The organism is Streptomyces sp. NPDC048504 (genome assembly GCF_043200035.1).
Lineage (GTDB): Bacteria > Actinomycetota > Actinomycetes > Streptomycetales > Streptomycetaceae > Streptomyces.
In genome coordinates this window covers 1-13940 of record NZ_JBICXA010000008.1, presented here as the reverse complement: position 1 = coordinate 13940, position 13940 = coordinate 1, and the positions used below count along the sequence as shown (strand labels likewise).

Here is a 13940-nt window from a genome sequence, read left to right as displayed (position 1 = left end):
ACGGTGGGGCCGGTGCCGGGTGATCCGGTTGAGGCCGGCCTTCAGGTGAGCGGCGGCCCCGGTTCCGGACTCGGCACCGGTTCCGGCCCCGGTGGAATCGGGGACGGTGACGGCTCCGGGGTGGGCCCGGGCCGCGGCGGTGGTGGTGCGGGGAGCGGTGTCGGAGGCTCGGGGTCCGGGAACGGGGTGGGGACGGGGCCCGGCGTCGGGCCCGGGGGTACGGGGTCGGGGTACGGGTCGGTCATCGTGTCCTCCAGCCAGTGGCTACGTCGGCTCTGGACTATTCCCCCGCCTACCCGTCACCCGCGCCGCCACTCACCCGGCTGGGCTCAGCGGACCCACGCGACGCCTGCCCCGGCAGCGGAGCGGGACGGAGCTCGACAACACCGGGGGCGGACGGAGGCCACCGGACCTGCACCGCCCCGCGCCACTCGTCACCCGCTCCCCCACTTACCCGGCTGGTCTCAGCCGACCCGCGCGGCCCTGGCACCGGCGGCCAGCCCCGGGCGCGTGCTCGACAGGACCGGGAGCGGGAGGGTGCCACGGGACCTGCATCGCCCACGCCACTCGTCACGCGCGCCACCACTCCCCCGGCCGGTCTCAGCCAACCCGCGCAGCGTCTGTCCCAGCGGCCGCCCGGGGCAGAGCCCGACACCACCGGGAGCGGACGGAGGCCACCGGACCTGCACCGCCCGCACCACTCGTCACCCGCGCCACCACTCCCCCGACTGGGTTCAGCCGACCCGCGCGGCCTGGGCGCCGGCGGCCAGCCCCGGGCGGGGGCTCGATAGGACCGGGATCGTCGTGGTCGTCAAGTGCTGGGCCGGTGCCATGGAACCCTGCGCGAGGACGATCGCGTCGGCGCCGGTGACCGCGTCCACGGCGGCCGCCACCAGCCGGGCGCAGCCCTCGGTGTCGCCGGCCTCGAAGCGGGCCCAGGCGCCTTCGACGAGCAGTGTGCGGACTTCGGGAAGTCCCGCAGGGTGGCCGAAACGCCTCCCCTCCTCCTCGACCAGCGCCACGGTCGGACCCAGCGTGCTCTCCAGCGTCGCGGCCACGACGACGTGGGGACCGGCGGCCACGGCGGCGGCTGCCATCGGGCGGTCGGCGCGCAGCACCGGTACGCCGACCCGCGCGCCGGCCGTCTCCGCGACCCCGCCGATGGTCGAGCACGTGCACAGCACCGCCCGAGCCCCTTCGGCGACGGCCGCGTCCAGCACGTCCCGTACCGCCCCTGCCACCGCTTCCGGCCCCTCGCGTCGGGCCCGTGCCAACAGCTCCTCGTCGACGAAGTGCCGTAGTTCCAGGCCTTGATGGTCCTCGTCGCGCAGGGCGTCGAAGACCGGGATGTGGGCGGGAGAGGTGTGCAGGAGGGCGAGCACGCGGGCGGGGCCTTTCTTCGGTGCCCGCACAGGGCGGGACGTCGGTTCTAGAAGCGGCCCGGATGCGCCCTGAGCCACTCCATCGCCGCCCGCAGCAACGCCGGGTCCGCGGCCGGTGCCTCGTCGGGATGCCGTTCCGCCCACTTGACGACGTACGGGCACAGCGGGGCGACGACGATCCCCTCGCGGGCCGCGATGCCGTACAGCTCGCGGGCCAGTGAACCCGCGATGCCCTTTCCCTCGTGGGCCGGTTCCACGATCGTGTGGACCGGGACGAGGGCGCGCGCGGGGGCCTCAAGGACGAAGTACTCGATGTGGCCCACGACTTCACCGCCACCGACCGCCTCCAGACGGCCCGCCGCCCGGTCGTCGCGGATCTCGATCTCGCTCATCGGCTTCCTCCTGGTGGGCTGGTCAGGCCGTGACGGCCTGCGGGCTGCGCGTCTGCTCCGAACCCGGCACCTGCTCGGACGGATCGGCACCCAGGCCCACGATCCGGTTGGCGGAGTCCACATGCACGACCCGGGGCCGAAGCGCCCGCGCCTCGGCGTCGGACACCTGAGCGTAACTGATGATGATCACCAGGTCTCCGGGATGCACGCGGTGCGCTGCCGCCCCGTTGATCCCGATGACGCCGGAGCCCCGCTCGCCCTCGATGACGTACGTCTCCAGGCGGGCGCCGTTGGTGATGTCGACGATGTGGACCAGCTCGCCGGGCAGCAGATCCGCGGCGTCCAGCAGGTCGGCGTCGATGGTGACGGAGCCGACGTAGTGCAGGTCGGCCTGGGTGACGGTGGCACGGTGGATCTTCGATTTGAATACTGTACGAAACACGAAGAAACTCCCTGTTTGTCTGCTCCCTGCCTGTCTCTGCAGGTCAAGGGCGGTCTCCGGAGGCTACATCCTTACGCGTGGTCGGTCAGCTGCGGCCCGGTGTTCAAAGGGCCTTGGCGTGCTCCGGCGACGCACGACTGCCCACTCCTTGCGCCGCACGGGAGGCGTTCCCGTTCACACGTCGCGAGCCCATGGACAGAAAGGGCGCCCGACCATTGCCGAGGCAGGTCAGGCGCCCTTACCGGCGCACATCTGGGGTCCGGGGGATCTACTCGTAGTCCCCTTGCTCGCCCACGGTCCGCTTACTCGCCCGCGGTCCGCCGACTCGACAACTGCATCTGTTCATCGAGGTTCTGGGCAAACTGCAGCCAGGTCTCCGCGTACTGGCGGGCCAGTTTCATCACCAGGGCACCGCAGTGCGGCGGGACCGCCGCAGAGAGCTCGAACCACTGCTGCATACCGACGGCGTTCTGGTGCAACAGGCGCAGCAGGTTACGTCCCTCCTCCTTGTGGCGCAGGGACGGGTCGCGCAACAGCTTCTCCAGCAGGTCGTGGGGATCGCTGTCGCGCGTGTCGTCCGTGCGGCCGGTACGCAACGAGCGCACCACTCCGGCGGGCTGGGCCACCTTGTCCTGGTGCGCCGCCTGTCCGTGTCCGACCACCGGCGCCTCTCCGGCCTGCAGCCGTCTTTTGACATCGCTCACGGTCGCCGGGGAGAGTCCCGCCAGACGAGCGATCTCACGGAGTGAGGCGTCCGGGCGCTCGACGATCAGCTCCGCCGCCCGCTTGCGCCCCTCATCACTGCTGAGCGGGCGGACCTTGCCGTCCCTGCCCACTCTGGCGTGCAGTTGCAGCACGTCGTCGGACTGTCGGCGGATGGCGGCAACGGTCTTGGCTCCGAGACCGGAGGCGCGCGCGACCGCCCGGTCCGACAGATGGGGGTGCGACTTCACGATCTTCGCCGCTGCGGCCCGCCGGTCGGCCTGCGAGAGCGGCAGGCCATGTCTGACGTTCGCCTGTACGGCACGCAGAAACGCGTCCTCGGTGCTGCCTTCGAAAAACTCCACACCGATGACCCGCTGGCCCCTGACGAAGGCGGCCATCAGGCGGTGCATTCCGTCGATTACGCGCATGGTGCGACGGTCGACGAGAATTGGCGGAAGTGACCCTTCCATTTCCGCCAGACGTTCCACGTGCTCCACGTCCGGCCCTCGTGACCGCAGAGAGACGCCGGGCATGATCGAGGATATGGGGACGTCCTCCACCGCCGATGGTTTCGCCTGCGCGGATTCGGATGTCGCACACGAGCCGGGGTCGCGAGTGGCGACTCCGGCAGTGGCCACTCCGGTTAAGTCCGCAGCCACGGATTCGTGAGAGACACCGAGCACCTGATCCATTCTGTCCACCCCGTTGATTGACAGCTCACAGAACCTGACACACGTAGCGCCCGGACGGCTCAGCACCACCGGGCCGCACTGCCGGACCGCGCCTGGCCGCGGTCTCGGTCGGAGTCCGGGCACAACCGACAGGCGGAATAAAGAATTCCGTTCATCTCACCCCGTTCTTGAGGCGTTGCCCGTGCCTCACTGCCCATGCTCACGCGTCGCTCTGGTCATTGTCGAGCCCTTTGATGTCAGGAACGCACAGTTACAAGCATCCATGACGAGTGATTAGCTGTGGTTTTGTTAGACGGCTCGTCAGTTCGACGGGGGGCACTTTCCTCCCGGACTCCGCCCCGGACCGGCCGGCTAAGGGCTTGCAGAGAATCAAAGTGTTGCTTCCCGTCGAAGTTCGCGGTGTTGCTCCCGTATCCGGACGAGCGCCGGCGACACCTGTCAATGGCTGCGGAAGGCCCGGGGACTCGGGCACGGCGGCGGCGTCCGAGCCGTGGCACAGGCCGCTGCGGTCAGTGAGACGACCGTCCGCAAAGGCGCGTTCGAACTCGATGCCGGTGAGCAGCCGTTGGAGCGGGTGCGTCGTCCGGGCGGGGGCCGCAAACGAGTCGTGGATCTGAATCCGGGCCTGCGGCCTGCGCTGTTGGCGCTGGTCGAACCGGACGTACGGGGTGACCCGATGTCGCCGCTGCGGTGGACGGTGAAGCCCACCCGCACACTGGCGCACGAGCTGACCCGGGCCGGCCACCGCGTCAGCGCCGACACCGTCGCCGGCATGCCGTGGGAGGAAGGCTTCAGCCTGCAGGCCAACGCCAAGACCATCGAGGGCAGCCAGCACCTGGACAGAGATGCCCGGTTCCGCTATCTCGACGAGCAGGCCCGCGCGCAGCGCAACGCCGGCCAGCCGGTCGTCAGCGTGGACACCAAGAAGAGAGAACTCGTCGGCGAGTTCAAGAACAACGGTCGCCAGTGGCGGCCGACGGGTGAGCCGGTGCCGGTGAACGTGCACTACTCGCCGACCCCAAATCACCATGAACTGGCGGGGCCGCCCGCTGACCAGCCACGAAGTCGTTCTGCAGACCATCGCGGCGACCACCACCCGCACCGGACTGCCCGTGGGCGCAGCACTGGGCACCAACACGTACCCGACCGGAGTCCGTACCGGTGACGCCGAGATGGCCGCACTGCCGCTGACCCGGCACGCATTCCACGGCGAGTGGAACGCCCTCCACCCGCAGCCTCACCCTGCCGTTCCGATGGCCCGGGCTCCACAGGAGCCGACCCCGCGGTGGGACCAGGCTTTGCTGTCCGATCCCGCCCTGACCGGCATGTCCCGGCAGCAACTGGCCGACGTCACAAGGACGTTGATCCCCGACGGCGATGCCCGACGCGGCCGTCCCCCAGGCTCGCCTTCCCCGAACAGATCCTGGCCACCGTGATCCATCTACGGGTCGCCCTGGCCGCTGAACCCCTCGCCGTACTGTTCGGCAGCAGCCGGACCGCGATGCACCGCACCCTTCAAACCGGCGAGCCCCACAACAAGATCAGGACGACGCGTCAATGATCTGCAAGCCCTTGGGCGCCTCCGCCCGGGGCGATCAGACCCGTCTCGTAGGCGAAGACGACGGCCTGGACGCGGTCGCGCAGGTCCAGCTTCGACAGGATGCGGCCGACGTGGCTCTTGACAGTGGTCGGGCTCAAGAACAGCCGCGAGGCGAGTTCGGCGTTGCTGAGGCCCGTGGCGAGCAGGCGGAGCACCTCAAGTTCACGAGGGGTCAGGCCGGAGAGATCGCGGTGCGGGGTGACGGTCTGCGGTTCGTCGTGCTGGGCGAAGCGCTCGATCAGCCGACGAGTGATCGTGGGTGCGAGGAGAGCGTCGCCGGATTGCACCAACCGCAGGGCGGACACCAGGTGTTCGGGGGTGACGTCCTTGAGCAGGAAGCCGCTGGCGCCGGCCGTGAGCGCGGCATAGACGTACTGGTCGAGGTCGTACGTGGTGAGGATGATGACCCGGGTCTCCGACGACCCGTCACCACCGAGGATGCGCCGGGTGGCCTCGATGCCGTCCATCACCGGCATCCGGATGTCCATGAGGACGACGTCGGGCCGCGTGCGGCGCACCGCTGCGACAGCCTCGGCCCCGTCAGCGGCCTCGGCCGCCACCTCGATGCCGTCCGCAGCCAGAATCATCTTGAAACCGGTCCGTACGAGGGCCTGGTCGTCGGCGATGACGGCGCGCAGCGGCGGCCGGTCCTCTGTCATGCCGCGCTCCACGGGATGCGGGCGGTAACCCGGTAGCCGCCGGTCGGCGTCGGACCGGCCGTCAGTTCCCCCTCGTACACGGCCAGCCGCTCCCGCAGCCCCATGTGGCCGCGACCGTTGCTCTCCACCGGCGAGGCGTCCTTCGCGCCTCCTGTGTCCGTGACCTCGATCTCCAGGCAGTGGTCGGTGTACCCGATGGCGACGGACGCCTCCGCGCCGCGTGCGTGCTTGATCGTGTTGGTCAGTGCCTCCTGTACGACCCGGTACGCCGCGAGGTCCACCCCCGACGGCAGCGGTTCCGACGGCAGCGACACCCCGACGCTCACGGGCGTTCCGGCGGCCCGTACCCGGGCGACCAGCGCGTCGAGCTGCGCCAGCCCCGGCTGCGGCTCCAGGCCGTCGGGCCTCTCGTAGTCCGGAGCCGCCAACAGGCCCATCACGTGCCGCAGTTCGGCCATGGCGGCCCTGCCGCCCGCCTCGACGGCCAACAACGCCTCCTTGGACTGCTCGGGCACCACGTCCATCACTTTGCGGGCCGCGCCCGCCTGGATCACCATCACGCTGACATTGTGGGTCACGACGTCGTGCAGTTCGGCGGCAATGCGCGCACGCTCCTCCGCGACAGCCCGGCGCATGGCCTCCTCCTGTGCCTGCTGCAGCTCGGTGACCCGGTCCCGGCTGGACGCCAGCCGCAGTTGCAGGAACCGGACGAGACTGGCCAGCATCCCAGCCACCAGCAACACGAATCCCGGGCTGGACCAGCCCGGGAGCAGGGGATGGGCGTTGCGGAACGCGTAACCGGAGAGCGCGGCGGCCATCACCAGGACGACGATCGCCAGTATCCGGTAGCGGCTGTACACGACGGCGCTGTAGGCGCCGACGACACAGACCAGGATGGTGATCCAGGAGGCGGAGCCGCCGATGGCCAGCGCCGCGACCAGCACCGTCACGAAAGCGGCCAGCGGGTACAGGCGCCTCAGTCCGATCGGCAGTGTCGACAGGATGACCATGGCCCACGGGACGGGCGGAACGTCTGCCTCCACGGGCGCCTGATCGGGGCCGGGCAAGGGCGGCGCCGGCACACCGGTTCCGACGTCGATTCTTGGAGGGGGCGCATCGTCCAGCCCGTTACCGGGGTACCGCATCACCACGTACAGAGCGACGGCGGTCAGCACGACCGCCAGCACCACGTCCACGCGCACCGCCCGCTTCGACTGCGGGGCGGACTTCGCCTCGGGGCGCAGCGCGTCGATGAGCTGGTGAAGCCGGCGGCGCCGGTCTTGCGTCTCCATCCGTCCATTGTGGGGCGCTCGTCGCCCGGTCCGCGTCCACCTGTCTGATCAGTGCATTGTCTTCGAGGCCTACTCCTCAGGTAGGACTCCCTGACCGAATCATCCGCTGGGAGGGGCCGATGTTGGTTCCGCGGCCGACGCGCCGCGCGGGCGGCAACCCCTAGGTTCACAGGGTCGGCAACGGCATGTGTCTCTCGCGACCGTAAGGACGGACAACCCGCATGAACCAAGTGATCGAGCTGGAAGGTGTGGCGAAGCGCTACGACACCGCCGGTGCGCCGGCGCTCGGACCGCTCACGCTCAGCGTCGCCAAGGGTGAGGCCCTTGCCGTGACGGGCCCTTCCGGCAGCGGCAAGTCCACGCTACTGAACCTCATCGCCGGCCTGGACAAGCCGACCGAGGGCTCCGTGGTCGTCGCGGGGCTGCGGATCGACCGGTTGAGCGAGCACGCCCTCGCCAAGTTCCGTCGCGAGCACATCGGCATCGCCTTCCAGTTCTTCAATCTCCTCGACGACCTCACGGTCACCGACAACATCCAGCTTCCGGCCCAGCTGACCGGGACGAGCCGGCGCGCGGCCGCGGCCCGCGCGGGTGAGCTCATGGAGATGCTGGGCATCCAGAAGCACGCACGCGCCTATCCGGGCCGGCTGTCCGGAGGTGAGCGCCAACGCGTGGGTGTCGCACGGGCGTTGATCAACCGTCCCGAGCTGCTGCTGGCCGACGAGCCCACGGGTGCGCTGGACTCCGCCTCGGGCGCCGAGGTCCGCAAGCTGCTGATCGATTTGCATCGCGGTGGCCAGACCATCGTGCTGGTGACACATGACCTGGCACTGGCGGAGGCGTGTGCGAGCCGCACGATCCACCTGGTGGACGGTCACCTCGCCCTCGACACGTATGCGCAGGCCGTCCGATGAGCCTCTTCGGTAACGGCGCGCTGGGCCGGGTCGTGCGCTCCGGGGTCGGGCGGCGGCGGGTGCAGACCCTGGTGATCGCCGTGGCCACGATGATGGCCGTGGCCTCGGCCGTGGTGGCCGGGGCCCTGATGGTCGCCGCGGCCGCTCCCTTCGACGACGCCTTCAAGAAGCAGCAGGGCCCGCACATCATCGCGCAGTTCGATCCGGCCAAGGCGAGTGCGGCGCAGCTGGAGCGCACCAAGAAGCTGGCCGGCGTCACGGCGAGCGCCGGGCCTTACGCGTCCACCGCGTTCCGCCCGGTGGACAGGTCGGGCTTCCGGATGCCGACGCTGACCGTGGTCGGGCGGTCCGGCGCGGACGCCGCCGTCGACCGCGTGGAGCTGAAGTCCGGTCGGTGGGCGCAGAAGCCCGGCGAGATCGTGGTCGACGCGTCCTTCCAAGGCCCCTCCGTCGACATCGGCTCCGCCCTCAAGACGTCGGACACCACGAACGCCCAGACCCTGTCGGTCGTCGGGTTCGCCGTGTCGGTCGGCAAGTCCGCCGACGCGTGGGCGACCTCGGAGCAGGTCGAAGCGCTGGCGGCGCTGGGCAACCCCCTCACGACCCAGATGCTCTACCGCTTCGACTCCGCGAGCACGAACCAGCAGATCCTCGCCGACCGGGCGAAGCTCGGCTCCTCCGTGAACGCCGGGGCCCTGCTGGGCACGCAGTCCTGGCTGGACACCAAGCGGGCCGCGGATCAGGGCGCGGCGGCGACCGTCCCGTTCGTGATGGCCTTCGGTGTGCTCGGCATCGTCATGTCGGTGATCATCATCAGCAGTGTGATCAGCGGTGCGGTCGGCACGAGTCTGCGCAGGATCGGCATCCTCAAGGCCATCGGTTTCACGCCTCGCGAGGTCGTCCGCGCGTATGTGGCGCAGGCACTGATCCCGGCCACGGTCGGCATCACCCTGGGTGTCGTACTGGGCAACCTGCTCGCGGTGCCGCTGCTGGCGGACACCGAGTCGGTGTACGGCAACATCTCCCTGTCGGTGGCCTGGTGGGTGGACGTCGCGGTGCCCGCCGCCGCGCTGCTCGTGGTCGGCCTCGCGGCGCTGATCCCGGCACGGCGCGCCGGACGGCTGAACACGGTCGAGGCCATCGCGGTCGGCCGGGCGCCGCGCCCGGGCCGCGGGCAGTGGGCGCACCGGACCTTGGGACGGCTGCCGCTGCCCCGGCCGGTGACGTACGGGCTCGCCACTCCCTTCACGCATCCGGTGCGTGCCCTCGCGATGCTGCTCGCGGTGGCGTTCGGCACGATCGCGGCGACCTTCGCGGTGGGACTGACCTCGTCCCTCAACGAGGTCGGCAAGTCGCAGGATCCCGAGAGCCGTGCCGCGGTCACGGTCACAACGGTCAAGATGAACAACATCGCTCCCCCGCCGCCACCGCCTCCCGCGGGGGGTGCGGCTGCGGCGAGCCCGTCTCCGGTGACCCCCAGCCCGGCGGCCGGCTCGTCCAAGGCCAAGGTGGCCGACCCGGCGAAGGTGCGGGCCGCCGTCAAGTCCGAGGCAGGGCTGAAGTCGTACTACGGCAAGCTCCAGACGGAGGTCGCCGTGGCCGGGATCTCCGGCGCGGTGCAGGCCAGCCTCTACGAGGGCGACTCGCGCTCCGGCAGCTACGAGATGCTCTCGGGGCACTGGATCACCGGGAAGGGCCAGGTCGTCGTGCCCACGCGCTTCCTGGAGCGGACCAGCACCAAGGTCGGCGACACGGTGCGGATGACCTTCGAGAAAGAGAGCGCCGATCTGCGGATCGTGGGTGAGTCCTTCGACACCTCCGGCAATGAGCTGGAGGTCCACGCGGACATGGCCAACTTCCCGTCGGCCCAGCCCGAGACGTTCCTCGTCGACGTGAAGTCCGGTGTCTCGGCCGACGAGTTCGCCCGGAAGCTCGCGGCGGTGGTGCAGCCGATGGGCGGCGACGCCACGACCGCCGTGGAGCCGGATCAGAGCGGCGTCATCCTCATCATGGACGCCATGGCGGTGCTGCTCACCATCATGCTGATCACCGTGGCCGGTCTCGGCGTGCTCAACTCCGTCGTCCTGGACACCCGCGAACGCGTCCACGACCTGGGCGTCTGCAAGGCGATCGGCATGTCGCCGCGGCAGACGGTGAGCCTCGTGCTCGCCTCGGTAGCCGCGATCGGTGTGGTCGGCGGGCTGCTGGGCGTGCCGGCGGGGTACCTGCTGCACGGCGTCGTCCTGCCGGTGATGGGGCACGCCGTGGGCACCGGAATGCCGTCGCCGGTCCTGGACGTGTACGGGCCGGTCGAGCTGCTCCTGCTGGGGCTGGGTGGCGTCGTGCTGGCCATGCTGGGCGCGATGATCCCGGCCGGGTGGGCGGCCAGAGCCCGTACGGCCACGGCCCTGCGCACCGAGTGAAGCCGGACACGACACGGACAGCGTGAAAGGACAGCCCGGCCCGGGAAGGGCCGGGCTGTCCTCATGCGTACCACTCCGAGCCGTGCGCAGGGTTGCCCGGATGTGCCGCCGGGCGGGCCGGGCCTCCGCTCATCAGCGGGGGCCCGGCCGTCACCTGGCGGCCGTGGGACGGCTCATACGCCGTCGGGCCTGCGCATGCGCCGCAGCGCGGGCCTGGCCTTCGGCCGCCGGTCACCCTGGTCGGCGAGCCAGCCCGCGAGTGCGGCCGGCGTGGGCGAGGTGAAGACGGTACGGATCGGCAGCTCCTCGCCCAGCACCGTACGCACTCGGCTGACCAGGCGTGTGGCCAGCAGCGAATGACCGCCGAGGGCGAAGAAGTCGTCGTCCGCACCGACCGTCGGCAGGCCCAGCACCCGTGCGAACGCCTGACAGAGGATCCGCTCCTGTTCCGTGGCCGGTTCCCGGCCGGCCCCCGCCGACGCGGCGACATCCGGCTCCGGCAGCGCCGCGCGGTCCAGTTTGCCGTTGACCGTCAGCGGAAGCGCGTCGAGGACCACGACCGCCGACGGCACCATGTACTGCGGCAGAGCCCGCGCGACGTGGTCGCGCACCGTCCGGCCGAGCGCGCCGTCGTCGGCGTCCGAGCGGTCGCCCGCGGGCACGACGTAGGCCACCAGACGCCGCTCGCCCGAGGCATCCGCGCGTACGGTCACCGCGGCCCGCGCCAGCGCGGGGTGTCCGGTCAGTACGGACGCGATCTCCTCCGGCTCCACCCGGAAGCCACGGATCTTCATCTGCGCGTCGTCCCGCCCGGCGAACATCAGCCGGCCGTCGGCCGTCCACCGCACCCGGTCACCCGTCCGGTACATCCGCTCGCCGGGCCCGGTGTACGGGGACGCCACGAACCGCTCGGCCGTCAGGTCGGGCCGCCCCACGTACCCGCGGGCCAGGTTGGAGCCCGCGACGTACAGTTCGCCCGCCACCCCGACCGGGACGGGGGCGAGCCGGTCGTCGAGGACGAACGCCCGCACACCGCTGATCGGACCGCCGATGTCCGGGTCGTCGCCCACTGACAGCGGCCGGGACATCGTCGCGCACACCGTTGTCTCCGTCGGCCCGTAGGCGTTGACGAGCCGCCGCCCCGGCGCCCAGCGCGCCACCAGCTCCCTGCCCAGCGCTTCACCGGCCGAGACCAGGGTCGTCACCGGTGCCAGGTCCTCGGGCGTCATCTCGGCCAGGACCGCCGGCGGCAGGGTCACGTGCGTCACCGCGTGCCGGGACAGCACCCGCGCCAGCCCGGGCCCGGGCAGAAGCTCGTCGGCCCCGGCCATGACGAGGCGGGCACCGCAGGACAGTGCCACGACCACGTCCGACACCGCCGCGTCGAAGCTCATCGACGCGAACTGCAGCAGACGGCTCGATCCGTCCACGGCGAACCGGTCCGTCTGCGCGGCCGCCAGGTTCGCCAGCCCAGCGTGCGACACGGCCACGCCCTTGGGGCGACCCGTCGAACCGGACGTATAGATCACGTAGGCCATCCGGTCGGGTGTTCCGGCCACTCGGGGAGCGGTCACCGGAGCCGTCTCCAGGGCGGTCTCCAGGGCGGTCTCCACCCCGGGATCGTCCAGGTTCAGCACCAGAGGCCCCGGAGCGGAGAAGCGCCGCGTCAGGTCGCTCCGGCCGACGACGACGTCGGCCCCGCTGTCCGAGAGCATGAACGCCAGCCGCTCCCCCGGGTACTCCGGATCCAGGGGAAGATACGCCGCCCCTGCCTTCCACACGCCGAGGATCGCGGCCACCGCCTCCACGCCCCGCGGCAGGCACAGGCCCACCACGGACTCCGGCCCCACCCCGTGGTCCCTCAGGAGATGTGCCAGGCGGCTGGCCCGCGTGTCGAGTTCCGCGTACGACACCTCGGTCGCACCGGCCACGACCGCGACCGCGTCGGGAGTCCTGGCCGCCTGCGCCTCGAACAGCTCCGGCGCCGTCACCGCGACGGCCGGCCCGCCGGTGTCGTTCCACTCCGTCAGCACCCGCCGCAGTTCGTGCGCGGGCACCGCCTCGACGGCCACGAACCGTGTGTCGGGTGCTTCTTCCAGCGCGGTCACCAGGTTGCCGACGGTGGTGTGCAGCATGGAGCACAGGGCGTCGGCGTCCACGGAAGCCACCGCGTCGACGGTGAGGGCGAACCCCGAACCGAGGTCGTCCACCGCCACGGCGACCGGATAGTTGGTGCGTTCCCGGGTGAGCAGCAGGCTCACGCCGTCCGGCATGGTGCCGCTGCCCCGCTCCGCTGTGCGGGCTGCGGCCTGATGGTGCCGGTAGTTGAAGATCGAGGTGAACAGCGGGCTGCCGCCCGGGACGCCGCCGGCCCGTTGCGCCAGCGCCAGCGGGGCGTGCTCGTGCACCAGCAACTCGGCCAGCTGGTCCCGCAGTCCGAGCAGTACGTCGCTCACCTTCGACGATCCCACGCGTACCCGCACGGGCAGGGTGTTGATGAAGGGCCCCTGGACGCGGTCGGCTCCGGCCCCGGCGTTCATCCGGCCGAAGAGCACGGTGCCGAACACCACGTCCTCCCGGCCGCTGACCGTCGCGAGGACACGGGCCCACGCCAGGTGGAACACCGTGGCCGGGCTGACACCGAGCGACCTCGCCACCTCGCGCACCCGACCTGCCAGTCCGTCGTCGACGGACCACCGTGCGCGGTCCGCGTCAGTGCCGTCACCGTGGACGTCCAGCAGCCCGTACGGGGCCGTAGTCTCCTCGACGTCCCCGAGCAGATCCCTGAAGTACCGCTCGTGTTCCTCCCTCGTCACGCCCAGCCGGGCCTGCGCCACGAAGTCCCGGAACGGAAGCGCCTCGGGAAGCGTGTCGCCCCGGCCCGACAAGAAGGCGCCCAACTCTCTCAGCAGGGCTTCCTGACTCGTGTGGTCCCGGACGGTCTGGTGGATCCGGATGAGGCACACCCATCGGTCAACGCCCGGCCGGGCGGCGATGTGCGCACGGATAAGCGGAGCGCTGCTCAGGTCCATCCGGCCCCCGGCGTGCGCCAGCAACTGCCTTACCGTGTCGCCGCCTTCGGGGTCGGCCACGAACTCCTCGACGGGCAGCTCCACTTCGCGCAGCACCACCTGGACAGGCTCGCGCAGTTCCCGCCACAGAATCGCGGTCCGGTAGATGTCGTGCCGGTCCACCACCCGCTGCAACGCCCCGAGGAACGCGTCCAGCCGCTCCCGCGACTCCAACTCGAGCACGATCGGCAGCACATAGACATCGCCGCCCTCCTGATCAGCGACCAGGTGGTGGAATAGGATGCCCTCCTGGAGCGGGGCGAGCGGGTAGATGTCGGCGATGTTGGCCGCGCCGCCCGGGATCCGCGCGACGATGTGCGCCAGCTCGGCCTCGCTCAGCTCGACGAGCGGGAGCATGTCCGGGGTGA

At 70.9% G+C, this 13940-nt stretch carries 9 protein-coding genes and 1 pseudogene; 3 read left to right on the top strand and 7 right to left on the bottom strand.

Annotated elements, in window-relative coordinates; translation table 11 throughout:
* Positions 1-734: 734 nt before the first annotated feature.
* From ACGFY9_RS20700 to ACGFY9_RS20685, 4 genes are all read right to left on the bottom strand, one after another.
* Positions 735-1382 carry an aspartate/glutamate racemase family protein gene (locus tag ACGFY9_RS20700; protein WP_393756003.1) on the bottom strand — a complete coding sequence of 216 codons (648 nt, stop codon included), beginning with the start codon at positions 1380-1382 and terminating at the stop codon, positions 735-737.
* Positions 1383-1429: 47 nt separating this feature from the next.
* Complete coding sequence (locus ACGFY9_RS20695; protein WP_393756001.1) at positions 1430-1774, bottom strand: GNAT family N-acetyltransferase; 345 nt, start codon at positions 1772-1774, stop codon at positions 1430-1432.
* A gap of 22 nt (positions 1775-1796) precedes the next feature.
* Positions 1797-2216 carry an aspartate 1-decarboxylase gene (gene panD, locus ACGFY9_RS20690; protein ID WP_393755999.1) on the bottom strand — a complete coding sequence of 140 codons (420 nt, stop codon included), beginning with the start codon at positions 2214-2216 and terminating at the stop codon, positions 1797-1799.
* A gap of 302 nt (positions 2217-2518) precedes the next feature.
* Positions 2519-3418 carry a transcriptional regulator gene (locus ACGFY9_RS20685; RefSeq protein ID WP_393755997.1) on the bottom strand — a complete coding sequence of 300 codons (900 nt, stop codon included), beginning with the start codon at positions 3416-3418 and terminating at the stop codon, positions 2519-2521.
* A gap of 636 nt (positions 3419-4054) precedes the next feature.
* Between ACGFY9_RS20685 and ACGFY9_RS20680 the strand changes: the two are divergent.
* Positions 4055-5129 (top strand): annotated as a pseudogene (locus ACGFY9_RS20680) (ISAzo13 family transposase); the annotation flags it as partial.
* Between the two features lie 38 nt (positions 5130-5167).
* On the opposite strand, the gene ACGFY9_RS20675 reads toward ACGFY9_RS20680, so the two are convergent.
* Entirely contained in the window at positions 5168-5872 is a 705-nt protein-coding gene (locus tag ACGFY9_RS20675) for a response regulator (RefSeq protein WP_393755995.1), read from the bottom strand.
* On the bottom strand, positions 5869-7164 hold the full coding sequence (locus ACGFY9_RS20670) for a sensor histidine kinase (protein WP_393755992.1): 1296 nt from the start codon (positions 7162-7164) through the stop codon (positions 5869-5871). The genes ACGFY9_RS20675 and ACGFY9_RS20670 overlap by 4 nt, the downstream gene beginning before the upstream one ends.
* 221 nt (positions 7165-7385) lie before the next feature.
* On the opposite strand from ACGFY9_RS20670, the gene ACGFY9_RS20665 reads away from it, so the two are divergent.
* Positions 7386-8078, top strand: a complete 693-nt coding sequence (locus ACGFY9_RS20665) for an ABC transporter ATP-binding protein (protein WP_393755990.1) — start codon at positions 7386-7388, stop codon at positions 8076-8078.
* Complete coding sequence (locus tag ACGFY9_RS20660) at positions 8075-10501, top strand: ABC transporter permease (protein WP_393755988.1); 2427 nt, start codon at positions 8075-8077, stop codon at positions 10499-10501. Before ACGFY9_RS20665 ends, ACGFY9_RS20660 begins: the two co-directional genes overlap by 4 nt.
* 173 nt (positions 10502-10674) lie before the next feature.
* Here the strand turns inward: ACGFY9_RS20660 and ACGFY9_RS20655 are convergent.
* On the bottom strand, positions 10675-13940 hold a 3266-nt coding region (locus ACGFY9_RS20655; RefSeq protein ID WP_393755986.1), incomplete at its 5' end, for an amino acid adenylation domain-containing protein.

What these genes read in the sequence shown, in the direction of transcription:
- ACGFY9_RS20660 (WP_393755988.1), top strand. Translation starts at nt 8,075, where the DNA reads ATGAGCCTCTTCGGTAACGGCGCGCTGGGCCGGGTCGTGCGCTCCGGG.
- ACGFY9_RS20695 (WP_393756001.1), bottom strand. Translation starts at nt 1,774, where the DNA reads ATGAGCGAGATCGAGATCCGCGACGACCGGGCGGCGGGCCGTCTGGAG.
- ACGFY9_RS20665 (WP_393755990.1), top strand. Translation starts at nt 7,386, where the DNA reads ATGAACCAAGTGATCGAGCTGGAAGGTGTGGCGAAGCGCTACGACACC.
- ACGFY9_RS20675 (WP_393755995.1), bottom strand. Translation starts at nt 5,872, where the DNA reads ATGACAGAGGACCGGCCGCCGCTGCGCGCCGTCATCGCCGACGACCAG.
- ACGFY9_RS20670 (WP_393755992.1), bottom strand. Translation starts at nt 7,164, where the DNA reads ATGGAGACGCAAGACCGGCGCCGCCGGCTTCACCAGCTCATCGACGCG.